Annotated in this window: 22 protein-coding genes; 11 read left to right on the top strand and 11 right to left on the bottom strand. The window is 63.6% G+C overall.

Annotation, left to right across the window (positions count from 1 at the left end):
- Positions 1-425: 425 nt before the first annotated feature.
- Both ABIB80_RS37455 and ABIB80_RS37450 read right to left on the bottom strand, forming a co-directional pair.
- Complete coding sequence (locus tag ABIB80_RS37455; RefSeq protein ID WP_007601393.1) at positions 426-1,244, bottom strand: quinoprotein dehydrogenase-associated SoxYZ-like carrier; 819 nt, start codon at positions 1,242-1,244, stop codon at positions 426-428.
- A 50-nt stretch (positions 1,245-1,294) separates the two neighbouring features.
- The gene (locus ABIB80_RS37450; RefSeq protein WP_007601395.1) at positions 1,295-2,221 is read right to left on the bottom strand and encodes a quinoprotein relay system zinc metallohydrolase 2; all 927 of its coding nucleotides are present in this window, start codon (positions 2,219-2,221) and stop codon (positions 1,295-1,297) included.
- Positions 2,222-2,349: 128 nt separating this feature from the next.
- Between ABIB80_RS37450 and ABIB80_RS37445 the strand changes: the two genes are divergently transcribed.
- Both ABIB80_RS37445 and ABIB80_RS37440 read left to right on the top strand, forming a co-directional pair.
- On the top strand, positions 2,350-3,231 hold the full coding sequence (locus ABIB80_RS37445; RefSeq protein WP_007601397.1) for a substrate-binding domain-containing protein: 882 nt from the start codon (positions 2,350-2,352) through the stop codon (positions 3,229-3,231).
- A gap of 1 nt (position 3,232) precedes the next feature.
- A complete protein-coding gene (locus tag ABIB80_RS37440) occupies positions 3,233-3,790 on the top strand; it encodes a PQQ-dependent catabolism-associated CXXCW motif protein (protein WP_007601399.1) in 558 nt (185 codons plus the stop codon).
- A 161-nt stretch (positions 3,791-3,951) separates the two neighbouring features.
- On the opposite strand, the gene ABIB80_RS37435 is transcribed toward ABIB80_RS37440, so the two are convergent.
- The 6 genes from ABIB80_RS37435 to ABIB80_RS37410 form a co-directional block, all read right to left on the bottom strand.
- A complete protein-coding gene (locus tag ABIB80_RS37435) occupies positions 3,952-4,251 on the bottom strand; it encodes a copper-binding protein (protein WP_007601401.1) in 300 nt (99 codons plus the stop codon).
- 131 nt (positions 4,252-4,382) lie between these two features.
- Positions 4,383-4,997: a hypothetical protein gene (locus ABIB80_RS37430; protein WP_007601402.1), complete on the bottom strand. Its 615-nt coding sequence runs from the start codon at positions 4,995-4,997 to the stop codon at positions 4,383-4,385.
- Entirely contained in the window at positions 4,994-5,842 is an 849-nt protein-coding gene (locus ABIB80_RS37425) for a lanthanide ABC transporter permease protein PedC (protein ID WP_035994388.1), read from the bottom strand. Before ABIB80_RS37425 ends, ABIB80_RS37430 begins: the two co-directional genes overlap by 4 nt.
- Positions 5,839-6,645, bottom strand: a complete 807-nt coding sequence (locus ABIB80_RS37420; protein ID WP_007601404.1) for a lanthanide ABC transporter ATP-binding protein PedB/LutE — start codon at positions 6,643-6,645, stop codon at positions 5,839-5,841. The genes ABIB80_RS37425 and ABIB80_RS37420 overlap by 4 nt, the downstream gene beginning before the upstream one ends.
- Positions 6,642-7,610, bottom strand: coding sequence for a YVTN family beta-propeller repeat protein (locus ABIB80_RS37415; protein WP_035995568.1), 969 nt, complete (start codon positions 7,608-7,610; stop codon positions 6,642-6,644). The genes ABIB80_RS37420 and ABIB80_RS37415 overlap by 4 nt, the downstream gene beginning before the upstream one ends.
- Before the next feature lie 8 nt (positions 7,611-7,618).
- Positions 7,619-8,800, bottom strand: coding sequence for a lanthanide ABC transporter ABC transporter substrate-binding protein PedA1 (locus tag ABIB80_RS37410; protein WP_007601406.1), 1,182 nt, complete (start codon positions 8,798-8,800; stop codon positions 7,619-7,621).
- A 58-nt stretch (positions 8,801-8,858) separates the two neighbouring features.
- Here ABIB80_RS37410 and ABIB80_RS37405 point away from each other — a divergent pair, with 58 nt between their 5' ends.
- On the top strand, positions 8,859-9,428 hold the full coding sequence (locus ABIB80_RS37405) for a DUF3280 domain-containing protein (protein ID WP_007601407.1): 570 nt from the start codon (positions 8,859-8,861) through the stop codon (positions 9,426-9,428).
- A gap of 9 nt (positions 9,429-9,437) precedes the next feature.
- Here the strand turns inward: ABIB80_RS37405 and fghA are convergent, their stop codons facing one another.
- A complete protein-coding gene (gene fghA / locus ABIB80_RS37400) occupies positions 9,438-10,283 on the bottom strand; it encodes an S-formylglutathione hydrolase (protein WP_007601413.1) in 846 nt (281 codons plus the stop codon).
- 70 nt (positions 10,284-10,353) lie between these two features.
- Positions 10,354-10,974: a response regulator gene (locus ABIB80_RS37395; RefSeq protein ID WP_007601414.1), complete on the bottom strand. Its 621-nt coding sequence runs from the start codon at positions 10,972-10,974 to the stop codon at positions 10,354-10,356.
- Between the two features lie 145 nt (positions 10,975-11,119).
- Here ABIB80_RS37395 and ABIB80_RS37390 point away from each other — a divergent pair, with 145 nt between their 5' ends.
- The 6 genes from ABIB80_RS37390 (at position 11,120) to ABIB80_RS37365 (ending at position 16,587) form a co-directional block, all read left to right on the top strand.
- Positions 11,120-12,478 (top strand): histidine kinase, encoded by a 1,359-nt coding sequence (locus tag ABIB80_RS37390; RefSeq protein WP_354129438.1) that lies wholly within the window; start codon positions 11,120-11,122, stop codon positions 12,476-12,478.
- Positions 12,479-12,631: 153 nt separating this feature from the next.
- A complete protein-coding gene (locus ABIB80_RS37385) occupies positions 12,632-15,121 on the top strand; it encodes a TonB-dependent receptor (protein ID WP_354129437.1) in 2,490 nt (829 codons plus the stop codon).
- A 132-nt stretch (positions 15,122-15,253) separates the two neighbouring features.
- Positions 15,254-15,553 (top strand): hypothetical protein, encoded by a 300-nt coding sequence (locus tag ABIB80_RS37380; protein ID WP_007601417.1) that lies wholly within the window; start codon positions 15,254-15,256, stop codon positions 15,551-15,553.
- Entirely contained in the window at positions 15,550-15,783 is a 234-nt protein-coding gene (locus ABIB80_RS37375) for a hypothetical protein (RefSeq protein WP_007601418.1), read from the top strand. The genes ABIB80_RS37380 and ABIB80_RS37375 overlap by 4 nt, the downstream gene beginning before the upstream one ends.
- Before the next feature lie 169 nt (positions 15,784-15,952).
- A complete protein-coding gene (locus tag ABIB80_RS37370) occupies positions 15,953-16,120 on the top strand; it encodes a hypothetical protein (protein ID WP_007601419.1) in 168 nt (55 codons plus the stop codon).
- Between the two features lie 59 nt (positions 16,121-16,179).
- On the top strand, positions 16,180-16,587 hold the full coding sequence (locus ABIB80_RS37365; protein ID WP_007601420.1) for a hypothetical protein: 408 nt from the start codon (positions 16,180-16,182) through the stop codon (positions 16,585-16,587).
- Between the two features lie 27 nt (positions 16,588-16,614).
- Here ABIB80_RS37365 and ABIB80_RS37360 read toward each other — a convergent pair whose 3' ends face one another.
- The gene (locus ABIB80_RS37360; protein ID WP_007601421.1) at positions 16,615-16,821 is read right to left on the bottom strand and encodes a hypothetical protein; all 207 of its coding nucleotides are present in this window, start codon (positions 16,819-16,821) and stop codon (positions 16,615-16,617) included.
- A gap of 490 nt (positions 16,822-17,311) precedes the next feature.
- Between ABIB80_RS37360 and ABIB80_RS37355 the strand changes: the two genes are divergently transcribed.
- Together ABIB80_RS37355 and ABIB80_RS37350 are read left to right on the top strand one after the other, a co-directional pair.
- A complete protein-coding gene (locus ABIB80_RS37355) occupies positions 17,312-18,775 on the top strand; it encodes a GH1 family beta-glucosidase (protein WP_354129436.1) in 1,464 nt (487 codons plus the stop codon).
- Positions 18,776-18,921: 146 nt separating this feature from the next.
- Positions 18,922-20,154, top strand: a complete 1,233-nt coding sequence (locus ABIB80_RS37350; protein WP_354129435.1) for an acetyl-CoA C-acetyltransferase — start codon at positions 18,922-18,924, stop codon at positions 20,152-20,154.
- The last annotated feature ends 97 nt before the right edge of the window (positions 20,155-20,251 follow it).

The raw sequence follows: 20,251 nt of genomic DNA, 5'->3' as shown, positions 1-20,251 counted from the left end.
CCGGATAGCCTGGACGACCGGGGCTCCCTTCATCCCGCAAATGGCCGATCAGCTTCTCGAACCGGTACCACTTGACTAACCCCGACAGCCGATCCAGCGCTGCATTGGCACCTGCTCCCTTCGGGAGCCAAGCCTCAATAAAACTCGGCTGCCCCGTCTGCTTCACCGCCATCGTCATTCCTCCAAGGCTTTGCCTTAGAGAATCACAATTGACGGATTACGCAACAAGCCCTTTGTGGGAGAAGGTGGCGCGAAGCGCCGGATGAGGGGTATGTCTCCGCGAATACTATCGCAAGAGAGTAGCTCGCGGAGGCAAACCCCTCACCCAAGCGAAGTTTTGTCTACCAGCGGTGCTGCCCTCTCCCACAAGGGGCGAGGGCACAGCCATCCGCAATGCGTTTGACTTTGAAGGGGAAGGTGGCGCGCTACGTCCCCGGCTTCTCCACATCCCACTCGTTGCGGAACACGTGACCATCCGTGTCCTTGGCTTCCGCGCGAAAACGCTTGGCGCCGTTGGACACATAGGTGAAGCGCAGATTGGGATCTTCCGAGATCGAGATGCCGCCTTCCATCGAAAGCACGGGGCTGTCGTCCTGTGTCAGCTTGAGCTGGTTGACGAAGAAGGCGGGAATGTAGAGCTGCGTGACCTGGTCCATCTGCAGCCCGGAATTGTTGGGATGGCCGATCATGATCTGCGCCTCCCGCATGCGGCTCGCGGGGGCCTCTTCGCGCGCGAATTGCCGGTAGCGCATCTGGCCGAGCCGGTTCTGGGCTTCCTCGGCATTCTTTCCCGCTGGTGCCGAGCAGCCGCCGGAGGCCTTCACATAGACTTTCGAGACGTAGAGCTGGCCATCGCTGAGCTCGGCCACCGCATGAACGTCGGTGTAATTGTTGACGCGCACGCGCGTCGAGATTTCAGTGACGTTGGCATCCGGTCCGAGCTCGAATTTCGCCGCCATCGGCGCGGGGTTACGATCGATCACCAGCGTGATCGAACGGATGCGGCGGGCATCGCCGGGCGAGAGCTTGCTGCGCAGGGTCACGGGCACGATGGCCGCGTCCTCGGCGCGGTACGGCATCTCGATGCCAATGACATTGCCGCCGTCATTCATCGGACGGTTGCTGAAGATGTCCTGCACCAGTCCCGGCCAGGGATCGTAAGCTTCTTCAGCCTGCACCGGCACGGCGAATGCAATGCCGAGGAGCAGGGCGATCAGAGGCAGTCGGCGCGTGCATCCCGTCATGGTCATGGTCCCGCGGACGAAGCAACGTTACGCACATCGTAGCGCGTCCGCTACTCCCATTCAATTTCCGAAAATGCTGCGGTTGCGTTGCGGGCGTTGTAGTCGTCGAACAGCTCCCAGTGCGGCCGTTCCGAGGCGGCGGCCTTGTCAGCGGCGGTTCGGATCGGTTCGCCCTTCTTGTTCGCTGCCCGGACGTCCGTCAGCAGTGCCATCAGATAGCGCCGCTCATCGATCAGCGCCGCAGGCCATTCGCTCACGGGCCCGTGACCGGGAACGACGCGCTGCGCCGGAATGCTCTCGAGTTCCCCGAGGGTGCCGAGCCAGCCGCGAATGCTGCCGTCCATCACCGGAATATGGCGGAGGAAGACGAGGTCGCCAGCGAACAGCGTCTTCGTCGTCTCATCGAATACGGTCAAATCATTGTCGCTGTGCCCGGCCGGCCAGGCCCGCAAGCTCAGGCGGCGCGCGCCGAGATCGAGCGTCATTGTATCCGTGACAAGCATTGTGGGCGGCACGATCTTCACGGGAGATATCAATTCGTCGCCCATGATGCGCCTAAAATTGTCGAGATAGTACGGGCCGCGCGCAGCCAGCGCCCGCGGCAGCCTGCTGTGACCGACGAAAATGGTGTCTCCGACGGCGAAGGCCGCATTGCCGAAAACATGGTCGGGATGGCCGTGGGTATTGATGACGTAGCGGATCGGCTTGCTGGTGCGGGCTCGCACCGCCGCCAATAGCGCCTCGCCCTCGCGAAAGCTACCGCCGGTATCGATCACGGCCACCGCATCCTTGCCCACGATGAAGCCGACGTTGGCGATGTCGCCCTCGTTCTCGCGGGTCATCAGCGCGATGGTCCCGGAGTGTACGAATATTCCCGGCGCGACTTCGCTCACAGGCAATTCGGCCGCTGCGGCGCATGCTAGCGTCGCTGTCACCAGCAGGGACAAGGCTGCGATCACGAGAGCGATGCGAGACACTTTTCCGCCTCAGTTCAAAGGGTTGCGCGCATTGCACTGCAACAAAGAAAGCCAGCACAAACTCTGGCAAGACATGGCGCGTCATGCGTTGCATGGCTAGCATTCAAACAAGCCTAGGAGGAAGCGCGATGACGGAGGCCGGACGACATCGTCGCTGGTTGTTTTCACTGAGTATCCTGGTTGCGTCTTGCGCGTTCGGCGACGTCGCCATCGCGCAGACCAACGAGACGGGTGACCTCTCGTTCGAGCTGGTCGACCCCAAGGTGCTGCGCGTCTGTTCCGACCCGCGCAATCTGCCGTTCTCGAACGAGAAGGGCGAGGGGTTCGAGAACAAGCTTGCCGAGCTGTTTGCGGACAAGCTCCAGAAGAAGCTCGACTATGTCTTTTTTCCGCAAGCCACCGGCTTCGTGCGCATGACGCTCGGATCGCATCGCTGCGACGTCATCATGGGCTTCCCCCAAGGCGACGACCTTGTGCAAGGCACCAATCCTTATTACCGCACGAGCTATGCGCTGGTCGCGAAAGCGGGCAGCGGGCTGGAGGAGGTCGACACGCTCGAGGATGCCAGGCTGAAGGGCAAGCATGTCGGCATCGTCGCCGGCACGCCGCCTGCCACCAACATGGCCATCGCGGGACTGATGGGTGATGCAAAGCCCTATCCGCTGATGATCGACACGCGCTACGACAATTCGGCGCAGGCCATGATCGATGATCTCACGGCGGGCAAGATTGACGCCGGCGTGCTGTGGGGACCGATGGCAGGGTTCTACGCGAAGAAGGCGGGGTCGCTTCATGTCACGCCGCTGGTGAAGGAAACCACCGGGCCAAAGCTGGTCTATCGCATCGGCATGGGCGTGCGTGGCGCCGACCAGAACTGGAAGCGGCAGCTCAACAAGCTGATCCAGGAGAACCAGGGCGAGATCAACAAGATCCTGCTCGATTTCGGCGTGCCGCTGCTGGACGAGAGCGATCGGCCGCTCGGCGCGGAGACGGCCAAGAAGGCACCATGACATGAGGCGGCGCGTTGTCGCTGCGCTGGTCGCCGCCGTGCTGATGGCGCCGGTCGTTGCGCAGCAGCAGGAGCCGTTCGAGCCCGAGGGCTATCGCACCGACAACTACCGCGCGCCCGTGCCGGCGACGCTCGGCGGCGCGCGCGTGCTGTCGACGTCAGAAGCCGAGGCGATCTGGCACGCGAAGAGCGGCGCCTTCATCGACGTGCTGCCGCGCGCGCCGAAGCCGAAGAACCTTCCAGCGGGTACCGTCTGGCGCGAGGCGCCGCGCAAAAACATTCCGGGCAGCATCTGGCTGCCGGATACCGGCTACGGAACGCTGCCGCCCGCCATGGACGACTATTTCCAGCGCGGCCTCGCGCGTGCATCACACGGCGACAAGACCGCGCTGCTCGTGATCTATTGCCTGGCGGATTGCTGGATGTCCTGGAACGCCGCCAAGCGCGCGCTCGCGTATGGCTACTCCAGCGTCGCCTGGTATCCCGATGGCACCGACGGCTGGGAGCGTGCAAAGCTTCCGACTGAGGAGGCGCAGCCCGAGCCGCGGCCGGAGCAGTGAAGAATTGAGCCGAGCTGTGTCGTCGATGGCCTCGTGGTTCGAGACGACCGCTTCGCGGTCTCCTCACCATGAGGGTCTGACATCTCGCCACGAAACCAGACCTCATCCTGAGGAGCCCGCCGTAGGCGGGCGTCTCGAAGGATGGCCGCAAAGATCCCGGCCTACTGCTTCTGCAGCTTGGTCAGCGTGCCCGTGCCGTTATTGTCGGTCGCAGAGTAGCTCACCCGGTCGCCGGCGTGGACGGCATCGAGCATTGCGGCGTCCTTGGCCTTGTACTCCTGCAGCGCGCCGGCCCCGCCTGCGCTGCCGCCGACTGTGCCCTTCTGCGTCTGCTGGATCGAGATCGTGCTGTTGAGCCGATCAATCCGAGTGACCATGCCGGTCAGATCGTCAGCGAATGCGCTGCTTGCGAGCATGCTGATGGCCGCAGCGCCTGCGAGGATGAATTTTGTGGTTCCCATCGAGGCCTCCCGATGCCTTGGATTACCCGTCGACAAGACATCCTAGACCGATTTGGTTCCGGCATATAGCACAGGTTAATGATCGCAATGGAGGCGCGGGAACCTGCCGCAAGCGGTCAATGAGGCTGACGCTATTCCATTTCCTGCTGGATCACGCGTCCGAGCGCAAACAGCCGCTGGTCGATGGTGGTGGGAACCTCGCAAACGAACCGCACGACCTTGTGGCGGTCCTCGAAAATGCGGGTCTTCCAGATCAGCTCGTTGCTGAGCGCCTCGACCTTGGCCTCGTCGCGCGGCGTGGCGCCCTGGAGCGCCTGGAGCTGGACACTCTCCTCGCGGATCTTGTCGGCGGCTTCGCGCTGCTTGCGGCTGACGCGTTCCAACCCGCTCATGACCTGCGAGCGCTGAGCGTTGAGCGTGTCGAACAGGCCTGCGAACAGCAGTTTCGCATTCGCGGTCTTGTCGGCCGCGGAGCCCGCCAAAAACTCCTTCACCAACTTCTCGGCCTCTTCCAGCGGTGTCTTGCGTGCCGACAGTTTGGCGACCAGCGCGCTGACCTTGGCGTCGTCCTTCCACTTGTTCTGCACGTCGTCGAGCGAGGGGCCAGCCCAAACGGCCGCGAGCGAAATTTCCGGCACTTTTGCCTGCGTGCAGGGCCAATCCGGATAGCGCGGATCGGCCGCGCGTGCCGCCGTGCCCGCGGCTGCGAGCATCAGAGCGGCCATGGCCAGAACCCGAACCGTCATCCTTCGCCTCCCGCAGGGCCCCGTCGCGCCAGCCCGCGCGAGGGATCATAGGCCAGAATCGCGCCGATCATGAAGACGATTGTGCAGGTCGCGACCACCGCCAGCGAGATCCAGTTGATCTGTCCGTACAGCGCGAAGCGGATCAGCTCGACCGCATGGGTGAACGGATTGGCCTCGCAGACATAGTAGAGATATGGGCTGCCCTCCTGCACCCGCCAGAGCGGGTAGAGCGCCGATGAAGCGAAGAACATCGGGAAAATGACAAAGTTCATCACGCCGGCAAAGTTCTCCAGCTGCTTGATGCCAGAGGAGATCAGCATGCCGAGCGAACCCAGCATCAGTCCGGACAGGATCAGTGCCGGCAATACCGTGAGATAGCCTGACAGAGGAGGGGTGATGTCCCAGAACCAGGCGATCAGCAGGAACGCATAGACCTGGAGCAGCGACACCGCGGTGCCCGCGAGCAGCTTGCAGAACAACAGGTAGCCGCGCGGCAGTGGGCTTACCAGCAGCGTGCGCATGTTGCCCATCTCGCGGTCATAGACCATCGAGAGCGAGGATTGCATGCCGTTGAACAGCTGGATCATCGCCATCAGCCCGGGCGCGATGAAGACCTCGTAGAGGATGTAGGTCTCGTAGGGCGGGATGATGGAGATGCCGAGCACCTGGCGGAAACCGGCGGCGAAGATGAACAGCCACACCAGCGGCCGCACCAGCGCCGAGACGAAACGCTCGCGCTGGTGCAGGAAGCGCAGTCCTTCGCGCCAGACGATGCCCGTGAGGCAGGTCATGTATTCGGCGGCCGAGAAGCCGCGTGGCGCCTCGCGCATGCTGATGCTGCTCATGCGCCACCGCCCGGCACGGTCTGCGCGCCGGTCAGGCGCATGAAGGCGGAGTTGACGTCCTGCGCGCCGGCTTCCGCGACGACGCGGCTCATCGGTCCCCGCGCCAGCACCTTGCCCTGGTGCAGCACCACGAGATCGTCACCGGCCATGATCTCGTCGAACAGATGCGTGGCCCAGAGCACGCCGATGCCTTGCTCGCTCACGAGCTGGCGCACATGGCTGATGATGTCGGCGCGCGCTTTGACGTCGAGGCCGACGGTGGGCTCGTCCAGCAAGAGCAGGCGTGGCCGATGCAGCAGCGCACGGGCGATCTCCAGCCGCCGCATCTGCCCGCCCGAGAGATCGCGCACCTTGCTGCCGGCGCGCTCGGTAAGCCCGATGCGACCGAGCAGCTCGGCGGCTCGCGCGCGGGCCTCGCGGCGGCTGATGCCGTGGAGTGCGGCGTGATAGAGCAGGTTCTGCGTCAGCGACAGATCGAGATCGAGCGTGCGCGGCTGGAACACGACGCCGAGCAACCGCAGCGCTTCTCCGGGACTCTTGCTGACATCATGGCCGAAAATGCCGACGCGGCCGGACTGGATGCCGAACAGGCGCGTGATCAGCGAGAACAGCGTGCTCTTGCCCGCCCCGTTGAGGCCAAGCAGGGCCGTGAAGCTCGCGGGCTGCACGTCGAAGGACACGTCCATCAGCGCGCGGCGCGGGCCATAGGCGTGGCTGACGCTGTCGATCGATAGCGCGGGCACACCCGCCGGATCGGGCCTTGGTGTTTCGCGTTGTTCGGCGATGGGAGCAGGGCTGGTCATGGCGCGATCGTGATACCCCAGGGCAGTTCGCCCACCTGAATGGTCTTGATCACCTTTTGCGCGGCGACGTCGATGACGGAGACGTCGTTCGAGACGCCATTGGTGGTGAGCAGAAATTTTTCGTCCGGCGTGAAGGCCATGTGCCAGACCCGTTGTCCCACCAGCAGATATTTGGTCACCTTGCGCGAGGCGGTATCGACCACGGCGATGCGGTTGGCTGGCCCGAGCGCGATGAAGGCGGTCTTGTCGTCCCGGGTCATGCCGATGCCGACGGGCTGGATCGCCTCTTTCCTCAACCCCGGAATCTCGAAATTGATCTTCCCGGTCACCTCGTGCTTTGCGGGGTCGATGATCGAGACGGTGCCGCCGATCTCCGAGGACACCCACAATTCGGAAGCGTCGTGCTTGAATTCGGCAAAGCGCGGCCGCGCGTCGACCAGCACGTTGGCGACGATCTGGCGCGACGACGTGTCGATGAAATGCGCCATGTTGGTGGTCTCGGACGTGTTGATCAGCGTCTTGCCGTCCGGGCTGATCGTCATGCCCTCGGGCTCGACGCCGACCTGGATGTCGCCAAGGCGGGCGCGCTTCTCGAGGTCGATCACGGTCACCGTGTTGTCGTTCTCGTTCGCGACATAGAGGACCTTGCCAGCGGCATTCTGGGCGAACAATTCCGGGTCGGGCCCGGAGGGCAGGCTGTCCACCACGGTTTGCGTCTTGGCGTCGATCATCTGGATGGTGTCGTCGTCGCCGACCGCGACCATCACGAACTTGCCATCGCGCGTGAAGTCGATGCCGCGCGGGCGCTGGCCGACCTTGATGGTCTTGGTCACCGTCCAGCTGTCGGTGTCGATCACCGACACCGTGTTGCTCTTCTCGTTCGAGACATAAGCGATGAACGCATGCGCCGGCGCTGCCGCCAGCGCCAGTCCGAACAGCAACCCAACACGCCACGTGCGCAACATCTGCTTTCTCATTTCAGCTTGCATTTGCTCTCCGGGCGGTCATAGCCGAGCGTGTCGAGCTCGGAGACTTGATGCAGGAAACCTTCTTGCGGCGACACCGACACCACCATGCGGCCATCGACCAGCAGGATCGGCTGGCGCAGCTGCAGGTTCCAATCGCGCAAGGTCAGCTTGGTGCCCTTGAAGGCGGCGACCGAGAACTCCGGGCCCTTGATGAAATCGGTGACCTTCTTGATATCGCCGGAATTGGTGCGCGAGGTGGCCTCTCCGATCATGCGCACGGCCGTCCACGCCTGCATGTCGAGCGCGGTCATCCGCCGCGCGTTGAGCTTGACGAAGCGGTTCTGCATCTGGATCGCGCCCCACTGGTCCTGCGCGGCATCCCAGCTCCGCGGCACCAGACCGGCAGAGCCCGCGACAGGCCGCGGATCCCAGGTGCGATAGGGCAGGTAGGCGCCGAACACCTCGCTCTCGTCGGCGGCGACCAGCACGTCATAGGCCGGAGCCTGTTGCGTGAACACCGGCATCTGGCGCTGGATCAGCGTCACGCCCGAGTCCGTGCGGCGCGCGCCGCCTTTGTCTTCGAAGCTGCGCTCCTGCACGATCTTGGCGCCGAACCGCGTCGCGGTGCGCCGGAGCGCATCGGCGAACAACTTGTCCTCGTCATGCGAGCCGACCACGAGCAGCCAGCGCTTCCACTGCTTCCACACCAGATATTGGCCGAGCGCATCGGCCAGCATTGCGCGGGTCGGCGCGGTATGGATGACATTGGCGCGGCAATCGGCCTCGCGCAGCCGCTCGTCGATCGCGCCGGCGTTGAACAGCAACGTGCCGCGCTCGCGCAAGGCGTCGGCGACTTTCAGCAGCGCGTCGGCCGGCAGATCGGCGATGATGAAGCCGTTGCGTGCGGCGAGGTCGGTCGCGGCCTGCACGGCATCCTCGCCCTCCTTGATGCGCCGCTCCTCCAGCGCAAAACGCTGGTTGAGGAATTTGCCGGTGGTGTTGTTGTCCTCGATGGCGAGGCGCGCGCCGGCGACGCCGTCATTCTCCGCGGGCTGCTCGACCAGCGACAGCGTCGATTTGGTGCCGGCGATTCCGAGATAGCCGACGCCGATCATGACAGGGTCGGCCGCGAGCGCGCTCGTCGCAGCAAAACCCAGGCCGATCAGGCCGACCAACCATCGGATCATGTTTCCTCCGTACAACTCCCCGGCTTGACCGCCGATGGAGAATTGTCTCTGCTAAAGCATGACCGATTTGTCAGGGCATGCAACCCCGCATTTCGTCCTCGCGCGCGTGAGGCCGGGAATCACGATCATGCGAGCGCTGATATGTTTCGCAGCTTTGTTGTTGACGGGCTCGGCCGCGTTCGCCGATCCGCCGAAACTCGCGGTGTTCGATTTCGAATTGATCGACACCAGCCTGCCCGGCGAGTTCTACGGCTCGAAGCCGGAGGAGGCGCGGCTCGACCTCATCAGCGAGCAGTTGCGCAAGGCACTGGTTGAGTCAGGCAGGTTCCAGCTGATCGATATCGCGCCGGTCCGGGACGCGGCCCGTCACGCCAATCTGCAGGCTTGCGGCGGCTGCGACCTCAAGCTTGCCGGGCAGCTCGGTGCCGATTTGGAAATCACCGGCATGGTGCAGAAGGTCTCGAACCTGATCATCAATCTGAACATCTATCTGCGCGACGTGAAGACCGGCAACATGATCACGGCCGCCAGCGCCGACATGCGCGGCAACACGGATGAATCCTGGACGCGCACGATGAGTTATCTGATCCGCAACCGGTTGCTGGCACCGAATTACGGCAAGCCGTGAGGGGGATATTTACTCCTTCAATCGCTCCGCATGCCAGTGCAGGTGATCGCCCATGAAGGTCGAGATGAAATAATAGCTGTGGTCATAGCCCGCCTGCCGCCGCAGCGTCAGCGGGATGTTGGCCTTGGCACAGGCCGCCTGCAGCAATTCAGGACGAAGCTGCTCCTTCAAGAAGTTATCAGCCTCGCCGACATCGACCAGAAAGCCTGAAAACTTCGCGCCGTCCTCGATCAGCGCCACCGTGTCGTGGCTGCGCCACATATCCTTGTTCGGCCCGAGATAGCCCGTCAGCGCCTTGATGCCCCAGGGCACGAGCGATGGCGCCACGATCGGCGCAAAGGCGCTGGCCGCACGAAAACGGTGCGGGTTGCGCAGCGCGACCGTCAATGCGCCATGGCCGCCCATCGAATGGCCCATCACCGATTGCCGCTTGGCATCGACCGGAAAATTCTCCGCCACGAGTTTCGGCAGTTCGTCGGTGACGTAGCTCCACATGCGATAATTGCGCGAAAACGGCGCTTCCGTCGCGTCGACATAGAAGCCGGCGCCAAGACCGAAATCATAGGCATTACTGGCATCGCCCGGCACGTCGGGGCCCCGCGGGGAGGTGTCGGGCGCGACGAAGATCAGGCCGAGCTCGGCGCAGGCTTTGCGGAATTCGCCTTTCTCGGTGACGTTGGCATGCGTGCAAGTGAGGCCGGAGAGATACCAGACCACGGGCAGCTTGGCGCCCTGCGCGTGCGGAGGAACATAGACCGAGAACACCATGTCGGTTCCGGTTGCCTGGCTGGCATGGCGATACACGCCCTGCACGCCGCCATAGGATGTATTGGTCGAGACAGTCTGGATCGTCATGCCGTTATGCTCCGTGGCATCAAGCCACATCAGGATTGCAACGCTTGTGTGACCGAATTCGTGGCGGCCGTCAGGCCACGCCACTGTCGATCGCCAGCCGCACCAGCTCGACAGAGGTTTTCACCCCGAGCTTCTGGCGCATGATGGACGAGGTGTTGGCGACAGTCTTGTAGGACGACTGCACCAGCCAGGCGATCTCGGAAAGGCTCTTTCCGGCGCTGAGCAGCCGCAAAATCTCCATCTCGCGCGCATTCAGTTTCGACAGCGGGCTTTGCGCCAGCGCGGGTCCCGCAAAGGCGATGCTGCGCGCGATCGCGCTCGGCAGATAGGTGCCGCCGCCGCCAACGATGCGAATCGCCTCGACGAGATCATCGGGGTCACCGGTCTTGGAGACATAGCCCTTGGCGCCGCACTCGATCGCACGCGCGGCAAAAGCAGGGTCGTCGTTCATGCTGAACATGATGATTCGGGCCTCGGGCGCGCGCTCGAGGATGCGGCGCGCGAGCTCAAAGCCGGACACGGTCGGCAGGTTGATGTCGATGATCGAGAGGTCGGGGCGCTCGACGATGAAGACGCACTCGCCGTCTTCGGCGTCGGCGGCCTCCAAAATCTCGATCTCGCCCTCGTCGGCCAGCACGGCACGGCAGCCGGAGGCGACGATGGGATGATCGTCGACGATCAAAATGCGCATAGGCGTTCCTCGCGACAGCGTCTTGGCCTGTTTCGCGCCCGGCCGGGATTGCTGTACGCTTTCGATTAGATATCGGGCGCTTCGCCTCTGTCAACGTTATCGGACAGGCGCAGGCCAATCCTTCGCGGGGGCACGGGCGATACCAATGTGGCAAAATCTATCCTTGCGCGGGCGCATCAACCTGCTCCTGGCGCTGCTGCTGGCGCTGGGACTCGCCGTCAATATCGGCCGCCAGGTCGCAGAAGCCGGGCCGCGCGTGCAGGCCGAGGACAAGAGCGTGATCCGGCTCGCGCGCGAATTCATCGAGATGATCGTTGCGGATCTCAACGAGGCGCCCGATCCGGATGCCAGGCTCAACCAGATTGCGCGCGACCTCAGTCGCCTGCGCCATGTCAGCATCGCGCTTCGGGACGAAGCCGGCAGTCCGCTGACGCAGCCGCGGACCGACGTCGATGACGACACCCGCGCGCCGCCGGCCTGGTTCGTCAGCTTGGTTCATCCCGAGCAGACCGCGGTGAGCGTACCCGTCTCGATCCACGGCAAGCCGGGTTCGCTGCTGATCACCTCCCATCCCGATGACGAGATCGCCGAGATCTGGGACGCCATCGTGACCCAGCTCGAGGTCGGCTCGGTGATCGCGCTGGCGCTGTTCCTGGTGATGATGAATGTGGTCGGCCGGGCGCTGGCGCCGCTCCAGTCCCTGGCGGATATGATGGCCGAGCTCGAAGACGGTCGCTATCAGGCGCGCGTCGCGCCGGGCGGCGCGCCGGAGCTCGCCGCGATCTGCACCAAGCTCAACCATCTTGCGGCAACGCTCAGTGACGCCATCGAGGACAAGCGGCGCCTCGCCGAGCGAACGGTATCGCTCCAGGATGTCGAGCGCAAGGAGATCGCCCGCGAGCTCCATGACGAGTTCGGGCCATATCTGTTCTCGCTGCGCGCGCATGCGAGCGCGCTGGCAAAGCAGGCGGACGGACGCGCCCCGAATGCGGAGGCCGTGCGAAAACACGGCAGCGCCATGCTGGAACAGATCAACGCGCTTCAACAGTTCAATCGCCGCGTGCTGGAGCGCCTCCGGCCTGTCGGCCTGGCCGAGCTCGGCCTGCGCCAGGCACTGGAATCGCTGTCGCGGCTGTGGCGGGAGTCGCATCCCGATGTCGCCATCGAGACCGTGATCTCGCCGGCGCTTGGCGTCACCGGGGAGACCGCCGACCTCACCATCTACCGCATCGTGCAGGAGGCGCTCACCAACGTGTTCCGCCACGCCGGCGCGACCTCGGTCAATGTCGTCATCGAGCCGGTGGCGCAGGCGGCAAGCGATGGCCGCAGCGGTGCCCGAGTGCGGATCAGCGACAACGGCCGCGGCATGGAGCCGGGCCAGAAGCTCGGCTTCGGGCTCGTCGGCATGCGCGAGCGGATTCTGGCGCTGGGCGGCACGCTCAACGTCGTCTCGGGTGACGGCGGTCTGACCGTCGAGGCACTGGTTCCGACGGCGGCGGCCTGATCGCGTCGGGAAAAATTCCCGATTTTGTCGGGAAAATTGGTGCGGATACGGCCCGACCTTTTGTGGCTGGCGCACGCATCCCTGCCGATTACACTCGTCTCGACCAACCGGCGAAAATCAAAACAGCCGGTGGCCACGGATGGGAAGGCTGGGATGGGCAAGGCTCTTTGGTTCAAGGCTATTGGGTTCAATCGTCGTTTGTTGATGGCCTCGGTTTCGACCGGGCTGCTCTCCGTCTTCGCGATCCCCGCGGGGGCCGCGCAGGACGAAGAAACTAACGTCCAGAACCTGCCGCCGGTCGAGGTGACGGCGCCGCCGCCGTCAACGGCGCGGCGCACCGCGTCATCGCGACCGGTCGCGCACATCGGGGCGCCGTCATCCGCCGGCCCCAAGACGCGCCTTTACGTCTACCCGACCGCGCCGGGTGCCGGCAGAGGTCTTGACGTCGACAAGGTTCCGTCGGCGATCAACGCCGTCGACGCCAGCCAGATCAAGCGCACCGGCTCCTTGAACATCACCGACGCGCTTCGCGACAACATCGCCGGCGTTAACATCACCGAGGTCACTGGCAATCCGTTCCAGCCGAATGTCGAATTCCGCGGCTTCGTCGCTTCGCCCGTGACGGGCACGCCGCAAGGCCTCGCGGTGTATCAGAACGGCGTTCGCATCAACGAAGCCTTCTCCGATGCCGTCAACTGGGACCTGATCCCGACCGCGGCGATCCGGTCGGTGACGCTCGTGACCAACAATCCCGCCTTCGGCCTCAACGCGCTAGGCGGCGCGATCAATTTGCAAATGAAGGACGGTTTCACCTATCAGGGCGCGGAGCTTGATCTCATGGGCGGCTCGTTCGGCCGCATCCAGGGCTCGGCGCAATGGGGCAAGACGGTTGACAAGAACTACGGCGTCTATGCCGCGCTCGAAGGCCTGCACGACAACGGCTTCCGCAATTTCTCCCAATCCGACGTGCGGCGCTTCTACGGCGACGTCGGCTACAAGGCCGGCGACAGCGAATTCCACGCCAATATGGGCGTCGCCAAGAACGATTTCGGCGCCAACGCCACCGTTCCCGCCGAGCTGCTCGACAAATATTGGGGCGCGACCTACACGACCCCGCAGACCACTTCCAATCGCGTCGGCTATCTCAACTTGACAGGCAAGGTCGATGCGACGCCGACCTGGACGCTCGAAGGCACCGCGCATGTGCGCAGGTACGAGCAGAAGCTCGTCGACGGCAATCCGACCGACGCGCAGGAATGCACCGATCCGGGGCTCACCGGCCTTCTTTGCTTCGGCGACGGCGCCACACCGGCAAACGGCGTTAACGGCCTGCCGCTTGCCAATCCTTTCGCGTCCGGGACCGTCCTCGGCGAGATCGACCGCAGCTCGATACGTTCGACCACCTTCGGCGTGTCGGGGCAGGCCACCAACACCGACCAGCTGTTCGGCCACGACAACCGCTTCGTGATGGGCGCGACCTATGACGCCAGTGTCACGCGCTACAACGCCACCGCCGAAATCGGTACGATCGGAGAAAACTACGTCGTCAGCGGCGGCGGCCTCTTCCTGGGGCCGACCGGCGTACCTGATACCGTTGCCGGCCCTGTCTCGCTGCGGACCGTCAATCAATATAACGGCCTCTACGCAATGGACACGTTCAATGTCACGGACGCCTTCGCCGTCACCGGCGGCGGCCGCTTCAACGTGGCGCGCATCACGCTGGAGGATCAGCTCGGGACCGATCTCAACGGCGATCACACCTTCACCCGCTTCAATCCGGTGATCGGCGGCACCTACAAGATCACGCCGGAGCTGACGGCCTATGCCGGCTATTCCGAGGCCAATCGCGTTCCGACGCCGCTCGAGCTCGGCTGCTCCGATCCAGCCCGTCCCTGTCTCATTGCCGCGTTTCTCGTCTCCGATCCGCCATTGAAGCAGGTCGTGTCCAAGACCGTGGAAGCGGGCCTGCGCGGCAGCAGGGAGCTGAACATCGGCACGCTTGGTTGGAAAATCGGCGGCTTCCGCGCCACCAATGTCGACGACATCGTCGCCGTTCCCGCAGTCGGCCGCACCGGCTTCGGCTATTTCTCCAACGTCGGCCGGACCAGGCGTCAGGGGCTCGAAGCCGAGGTCAACATCAAGTCGCCCACGCTTCAGTTTCAGGCGAGCTACGCGTTCGTCGACGCACGCTATCTCGACGCTTTCGCACTCGGCTCCGAAAGCCCGTTCAGGGATACTGTCACCGAAACCATTCAGGTGCTGCCCGGCAACCAGCTCCCCGCGATCCCGCGCCATCGCGTCAAGGTCGGTGTCGACTATGCCGTCACCGACGTGTGGAAGGTCGGCGGCAACGCGCTGTTCGTCTCCAGCCAATATCTGGTCGGCGACGAGTCCAACCAATATGCGAAGCTGCCGTCCTACACCGTGTTCAACCTGCACACGTCCTACCAGGTGACCAAGAACGTTCAGCTCTACGGCAAGATCGACAATATCTTCGACAAGCGTTACGCGACCTACGGACAGTTCTTCGACCGCACAGCCGTGCCCAACTTCACCAATGGCGGTGCCGAGTTCACCGACCCGCGCTCGCTCAGCCCGGCAAGGCCGCGCGCCTTCTATGCGGGGATGCGGGTGACGTTCTGATCTGGCTCGGTAAGCGCGGGGGATGGCGCCGCCCGGAACGGCGTGTCACGCCGGCTCTGTTCTACCTCAAGCCGATTGACTCATTGTTCATGTTTTGTTCTTATGCTGTTCGTCCAGCCAAGGGAGCGAGCCATGGACAACCGCATCAACGAAATCCGCAGGATCATCAGGGCGTTACGCGTCAGCATGCGTGAGGCCGAGGCGATCATGCATGAGCAGATCAACAGGGACGAGGACTGCAGCTTCGTCGCAGGCGAAGTCATGAAGATGCGCACGGTGATGAGCGGGCTCGTTCAGGAGCGGGCCGCACTCGGGGACACCGACCCGATCGTCGTCGCCAGCCTCTTCGTTCCCCGCCGTCGGCCGATGCCATCGCGCGTCGGTGTTGAGAAGCGCCGGCTGGTGCCGCCGCGAGAGATGGCACGGGCATGAAGGGGGAGAGGCCGACCTACTTCTCCGACATGCAGGAGCCCCCGGAATTTCTGAAGGCTCTCCATCATGCGCGGCGCCTGTCCTGCCTCGAGGGCTGGTGCCGCATGCACATCGAGGCCATCCAGGTTGCGATCGACCAGTATGCGGAAGCGGCTCTCGGTAACCGGGAGTTCTTCCTCAACAAGCCGCACAGCATCGGCGAGAATCGGAGAAGTGGTGACGTGCCGTAACAGCGGCGCATGTCGGCGTATCGACCTTTCGAAATCTCCGATGATCCCTTGCGCCGGCCAAGCTTGGCGTCGCGTTGCTTTTACCGATCGGAAACCATAGCGAATGATCCTAAAATTGTAACGAAACTGTTCGGCTGTCTCTGCGTCGGTTCGTCGGAGGGCCCGTCCGATGACAGAGCACCAGTTGAGAGAGCAGGAATTCCAGATCGCGCGTTACCGGCATTTGGAGCGCGAAGTGACCGATCCGCTTGCCGCCTGTCTGCTTCACAGCATCATTGAAGACCTCGAAGCCGAGCTGCGCAGGAATAGTCCGGATTGGCACGGGCCGCGCGATTAACGCTTTGTTAGCGCTGATCGTGTCGATGATGCGCGAGGGAATACCGGGAGACTGCTCCCATGTTGAAGGACGGCACCTATGCGGCGTGGTACAAGACGCCGCTCGATCAGGGGACCGGGATCGTCCATGTCGCAGACGGACAGATCTGGGGCTGCGACAGTCTGATGACCTATCACGGCTCTTGCAAGATCGACGGAGATCGCTTCACCGCCACCGTGTCGACGAAGCGCCACACCGACGGACGCGCAACGGTGTTCGGCGTCGACGATGAGCTCACGCTGGATATCGAGGGAAACTGCCCGGGCAAGGTCGCGACCTACACGGCGACGGCAGCGCAAGTGCCGGGAATGATCCTCCAGGGTACACTGATCCTGACGGAACAGCAGACGCCCGCGCCAGAACGAACCCGGCAGATACCGCCATTCAATCCCGACAAGCTGCCAAAGTTGCCGAAGCGCTCGCGCTGAGCGAGGGAGCCGCCGTCATCGAGCAGTTCACTGCGAATACGAAAGCTGATCTTCCGTGACGACTCGCTCGATTTTCTCCGACTTGCACTTGATGCGGTATCGGAGACGTCCATCGGCCTCGATGGGCATATGCTGGACGATGGTATAAATCATCGGTGGCTCGGTTGCGGCACGTCCTTGTGGGCCTTGGGGCTGGTGGCGAACGTCTTCATTCAGCTTGTAGGCATACGACATAGATCTACCTCGAATTCACAGTGACTCTGACGCGGGTCAGTCGTTGTATCCCTGGCAGGACAGGCACTTGGTCCAGCGGAAGAGGTTACCACAGTATGATGCGGTCGAACCTCGTCATAAGTCAGTCGTTCTCTTGGTTGACCGGTGCAGACAGACAATCGCCCAGAGCGGAGCAGCGATGGTTGCACCATATCCCATATTTGCGAACTTTGGTCGTAATTTCCGTGGGGTTTATGGCATTCTGTGAGCCTACGGGCCCCTGTCGAGGGGAACTGATAACTTCCTCGCCGGATTGGGCTGGAATTCGAATGACGGTGGGGCTGATATTTCGACTTTTGGGGTAGCTCGGCCGACGATCGGCGTGGCCCCTTTCGGACAACTTTGTCGCATTCGGCAATTCTGCATCCTCAGCCTTCGGCTCGCCCGCTTCTCAAACGACCCGCGATTCGCCATGGTGCCGCCGCAACAGCATCGCCCCGGAGCACTATCAATGTCGGACAAGGTCTCGCGTCGCCAGTTCGCCACGCTGGCGGGATTGTCCGCAGCCGGCATCGCCAATCCTCTCGGAGGGGCGGACGCCAAACCCGCATCCCCGCCACGGAGCGGGGACGGCTTTCCGGCGGGCTTCGTCTGGGGCACCGCGACCTCGTCCTATCAGGTCGAGGGCGCGGTCAACGAGGACGGGCGAGGGGCCTCGATCTGGGACAAGTTCGTCCGCATCCCCGGCAAGATCGAAGACGGCAGCACCGGCGACCGCGCCAACGAGCACTATCACCGCTACAAGGAGGACATCGCGCTCATCAAGGAGCTCGGCTGCAAGGCTTATCGCTTCTCGGTGGCCTGGCCGCGGCTGTTTCCGGACGGCGACGGCAAGCCCAACCCGAAGGGACTCGACTTCTACAACCGCCTGGTCGACGAACTCCTCAAGAACGGCATCGAGCCGTGGCTGACGCTTTATCATTGGGACCTGCCGCAATCGCTCCAGGACCGGTTTGGCGGCTGGCGCTCGACGGAGACCTGCAAGATATTCGGCGATTACGCGGCCTATGTCGCCGAGCACCTGACCGATCGCGTCAAGAACGTCTTTACACTGAACGAGAGCGGTCGGTTCGTCCATTTCGGCTACGGCATCGGCATCGACGCGCCCGGCGTGACGCTGCCGCAAGCCGAGGTCAACCAGATCAGGCACAACAGCGCGCTCGCACACGGGCTCGCGGTGCAGGCGGTACGCGCCCATGGCCGTCGCGGCATCAGGGTGGGGCCGGCCGAGAACATCGATGCCTGCGCCCCCGCGATCGACACACCGGAGAACGTCCGTGCCGCCGAGATCGCGCTGCGCGAAATGAACGCCGGCTATCTCAACGTCATCATGACGGGCCAGTACACCGACGCCTTCCTGAAGTTCGCCGGGCGCGACGCGCCGAAATACACCAATGCGGAGCTGAAGATCATCTCCTCGCCGGTCGATTTCCTCGGCCTCAACATCTACGCGCCGCAGAACTACGTGGTGGCCTCCGACCAGGGCGCGGGCTTCATGCCGCTGCCGATCCCGAAATCGTTCCCGCACATGAATTCGGACTGGCTGCGCATCGGTCCCGAGACGATCTACTGGGTGCCGAAGCTGGCGGCGAAGATCTGGAAGACGGACGCGATCTATATCAGCGAGAACGGCACCTCCGGCGACGACGTCGTGACGCCTGACGGCAAGATCTACGACACCGACCGCATCATGTATTTGCGCAACTACCTCGCCCAGCTCCAGCGCGCCACCGCCGAAGGCGTGCCGGTGCGCGGCTACTTCCTCTGGAGCTTGATGGACAATTTTGAATGGGTGTTCGGGCTCAACAAGCGCTTTGGGCTCTACCACGTCAATTTCGACACGCAGGTGCGCACGCCGAAACTCAGCGCCAGCTTCTATCGCAACGTGATCGCGAAGAACGCGGCGGGGGTGTGATTGCTCTCCCGCGCCCCGTTCTTGCTGGGGCGCGACGAGCTTGGCTCGCGCTGAGGAGACAGGGTGAGGGCTCCCGCCAGCGTGCATTGACTCCCTTCGCGTCCTGATTCAAAACGCCTCTAACCATTCAAAAAGAGGAAACGCCAATGACCGACGCACTTATCATTGATGCCTGCCGAACTCCGCGGGGCGTCGGCAAGGCTGGCAAGGGGGCACTCTCGGGCATTCATCCGCAGCAGCTGGGAGCAACCGTGCTGCGCGCGCTCGCGACGCGCACCGGCATCGACACCGCCGATGTCGACGACATCATCTGGGGCTGCAGCGCGCAGGTCGCAACCCAAGGCGGCGATCTCGGCCGCATGTCGGCGTTGGACGCCGGCTACGACGTGCGTGCGAGTGCCGTGACGCTCGACCGCTTCTGCGGCTCCGGCATCACCAGCGTCAACATGGCCGCAAGCTCGATCATGGCGGGCGCGGAGGACCTCGTCGTTGCCGGCGGATGCGAGATGATGTCGATGGAGGGCCGGCGCGGCGGTGGTCCGATGATGATGGACAATGGCAATCTGCGCCTGCGTGCGCGGCATCCGCAGTCGCATCAGGGCGTTTGTGCCGACGCGATCGCAACGCTGGAAGGCATCACGCGAAGGGACGTCGACGCGCTCGGCCTCGAAAGCCAGAAGCGCGCCGCGCACGCGATCGCGAACGGCCACTTCAAGAACAGCCTCGTGCCGGTGCATCGCGAGGATGGCAGCCTCGCGCTCGACCATGAAGAATATCCGCGGCCGCAGACCACGATGGAAGGGCTGAGCGCGTTGAAGCCGGCATTCCCTGCGGTCGCCGACCATGCGCTCGACGACAAGGGCACGACCTATCGCGGCCTGATCCTGCAGGAGTACCCCGACCTCGAGATCGACTTCATGCACCACGCCGGCAATTCGTCCGGCGTCGTCGACGGCGCGGCCGCGATCCTTCTGGCGTCGCCTGCTTACGCGAAGGCGCATGGGCTCAAGCCGCGCGCCCGCGTGGTTGCGATGGCCAACATGGGGGACTCGCCGACGCTGATGCTGAACGCGCCGGTGCCGGCGACGCGCAAGGTGCTGGCGAAAGCGGGGCTGACCATCAACGACATCGACCTGTTCGAGATCAACGAGGCCTTTGCCGTGGTTGCGGAAAAATACATCCGCGACCTCAAGCTCGACCGCGCCAAGGTCAACGTCAATGGCGGCTCGATCGCACTCGGCCATCCCATCGGCGCCACCGGCTCGATCCTGATCGGCACCGTGCTCGACGAGCTCGAACGACGCGACTTGAAGCGCGGTCTCGTCACCATGTGCGCGGCCGGTGGCATGGCCCCGGCCGTCATCATCGAACGTATCTAGCGCGAGCGAAGCTCGTCGCGCTCTGCAAAGATAAGGGAAAAAAGTCCCCGCGATCGCCGCATCACGACGATCTAGGCTTATTTTCCAGGGTGAATCG

Origin of the sequence: Bradyrhizobium sp. i1.15.2 (assembly GCF_040548425.1) — a bacterium.
GTDB lineage: Bacteria > Pseudomonadota > Alphaproteobacteria > Rhizobiales > Xanthobacteraceae > Bradyrhizobium > Bradyrhizobium canariense.
Note: the sequence above shows the minus strand (reverse complement) of the source record. Positions and strands in the feature narration are given on the sequence as shown.

Excerpts from the sequence above, each read along its gene's own strand:
- ABIB80_RS37455 (WP_007601393.1), bottom strand. The coding sequence starts at position 1,244 with ATGACGGGATGCACGCGCCGACTGCCTCTGATCGCCCTGCTCCTCGGC.
- ABIB80_RS37445 (WP_007601397.1), top strand. The coding sequence starts at position 2,350 with ATGACGGAGGCCGGACGACATCGTCGCTGGTTGTTTTCACTGAGTATC.
- ABIB80_RS37440 (WP_007601399.1), top strand. The coding sequence starts at position 3,233 with ATGAGGCGGCGCGTTGTCGCTGCGCTGGTCGCCGCCGTGCTGATGGCG.
- ABIB80_RS37435 (WP_007601401.1), bottom strand. The coding sequence starts at position 4,251 with ATGGGAACCACAAAATTCATCCTCGCAGGCGCTGCGGCCATCAGCATG.
- ABIB80_RS37430 (WP_007601402.1), bottom strand. The coding sequence starts at position 4,997 with ATGACGGTTCGGGTTCTGGCCATGGCCGCTCTGATGCTCGCAGCCGCG.
- ABIB80_RS37425 (WP_035994388.1), bottom strand. The coding sequence starts at position 5,842 with ATGAGCAGCATCAGCATGCGCGAGGCGCCACGCGGCTTCTCGGCCGCC.
- ABIB80_RS37420 (WP_007601404.1), bottom strand. The coding sequence starts at position 6,645 with ATGACCAGCCCTGCTCCCATCGCCGAACAACGCGAAACACCAAGGCCC.
- ABIB80_RS37415 (WP_035995568.1), bottom strand. The coding sequence starts at position 7,610 with ATGTTGCGCACGTGGCGTGTTGGGTTGCTGTTCGGACTGGCGCTGGCG.
- ABIB80_RS37410 (WP_007601406.1), bottom strand. The coding sequence starts at position 8,800 with ATGATCCGATGGTTGGTCGGCCTGATCGGCCTGGGTTTTGCTGCGACG.
- ABIB80_RS37405 (WP_007601407.1), top strand. The coding sequence starts at position 8,859 with ATGACCGATTTGTCAGGGCATGCAACCCCGCATTTCGTCCTCGCGCGC.
- fghA (WP_007601413.1), bottom strand. The coding sequence starts at position 10,283 with ATGACGATCCAGACTGTCTCGACCAATACATCCTATGGCGGCGTGCAG.
- ABIB80_RS37395 (WP_007601414.1), bottom strand. The coding sequence starts at position 10,974 with ATGCGCATTTTGATCGTCGACGATCATCCCATCGTCGCCTCCGGCTGC.
- ABIB80_RS37390 (WP_354129438.1), top strand. The coding sequence starts at position 11,120 with ATGTGGCAAAATCTATCCTTGCGCGGGCGCATCAACCTGCTCCTGGCG.
- ABIB80_RS37385 (WP_354129437.1), top strand. The coding sequence starts at position 12,632 with ATGGGCAAGGCTCTTTGGTTCAAGGCTATTGGGTTCAATCGTCGTTTG.
- ABIB80_RS37380 (WP_007601417.1), top strand. The coding sequence starts at position 15,254 with ATGGACAACCGCATCAACGAAATCCGCAGGATCATCAGGGCGTTACGC.
- ABIB80_RS37375 (WP_007601418.1), top strand. The coding sequence starts at position 15,550 with ATGAAGGGGGAGAGGCCGACCTACTTCTCCGACATGCAGGAGCCCCCG.
- ABIB80_RS37370 (WP_007601419.1), top strand. The coding sequence starts at position 15,953 with ATGACAGAGCACCAGTTGAGAGAGCAGGAATTCCAGATCGCGCGTTAC.
- ABIB80_RS37365 (WP_007601420.1), top strand. The coding sequence starts at position 16,180 with ATGTTGAAGGACGGCACCTATGCGGCGTGGTACAAGACGCCGCTCGAT.
- ABIB80_RS37360 (WP_007601421.1), bottom strand. The coding sequence starts at position 16,821 with ATGTCGTATGCCTACAAGCTGAATGAAGACGTTCGCCACCAGCCCCAA.
- ABIB80_RS37355 (WP_354129436.1), top strand. The coding sequence starts at position 17,312 with ATGTCGGACAAGGTCTCGCGTCGCCAGTTCGCCACGCTGGCGGGATTG.
- ABIB80_RS37350 (WP_354129435.1), top strand. The coding sequence starts at position 18,922 with ATGACCGACGCACTTATCATTGATGCCTGCCGAACTCCGCGGGGCGTC.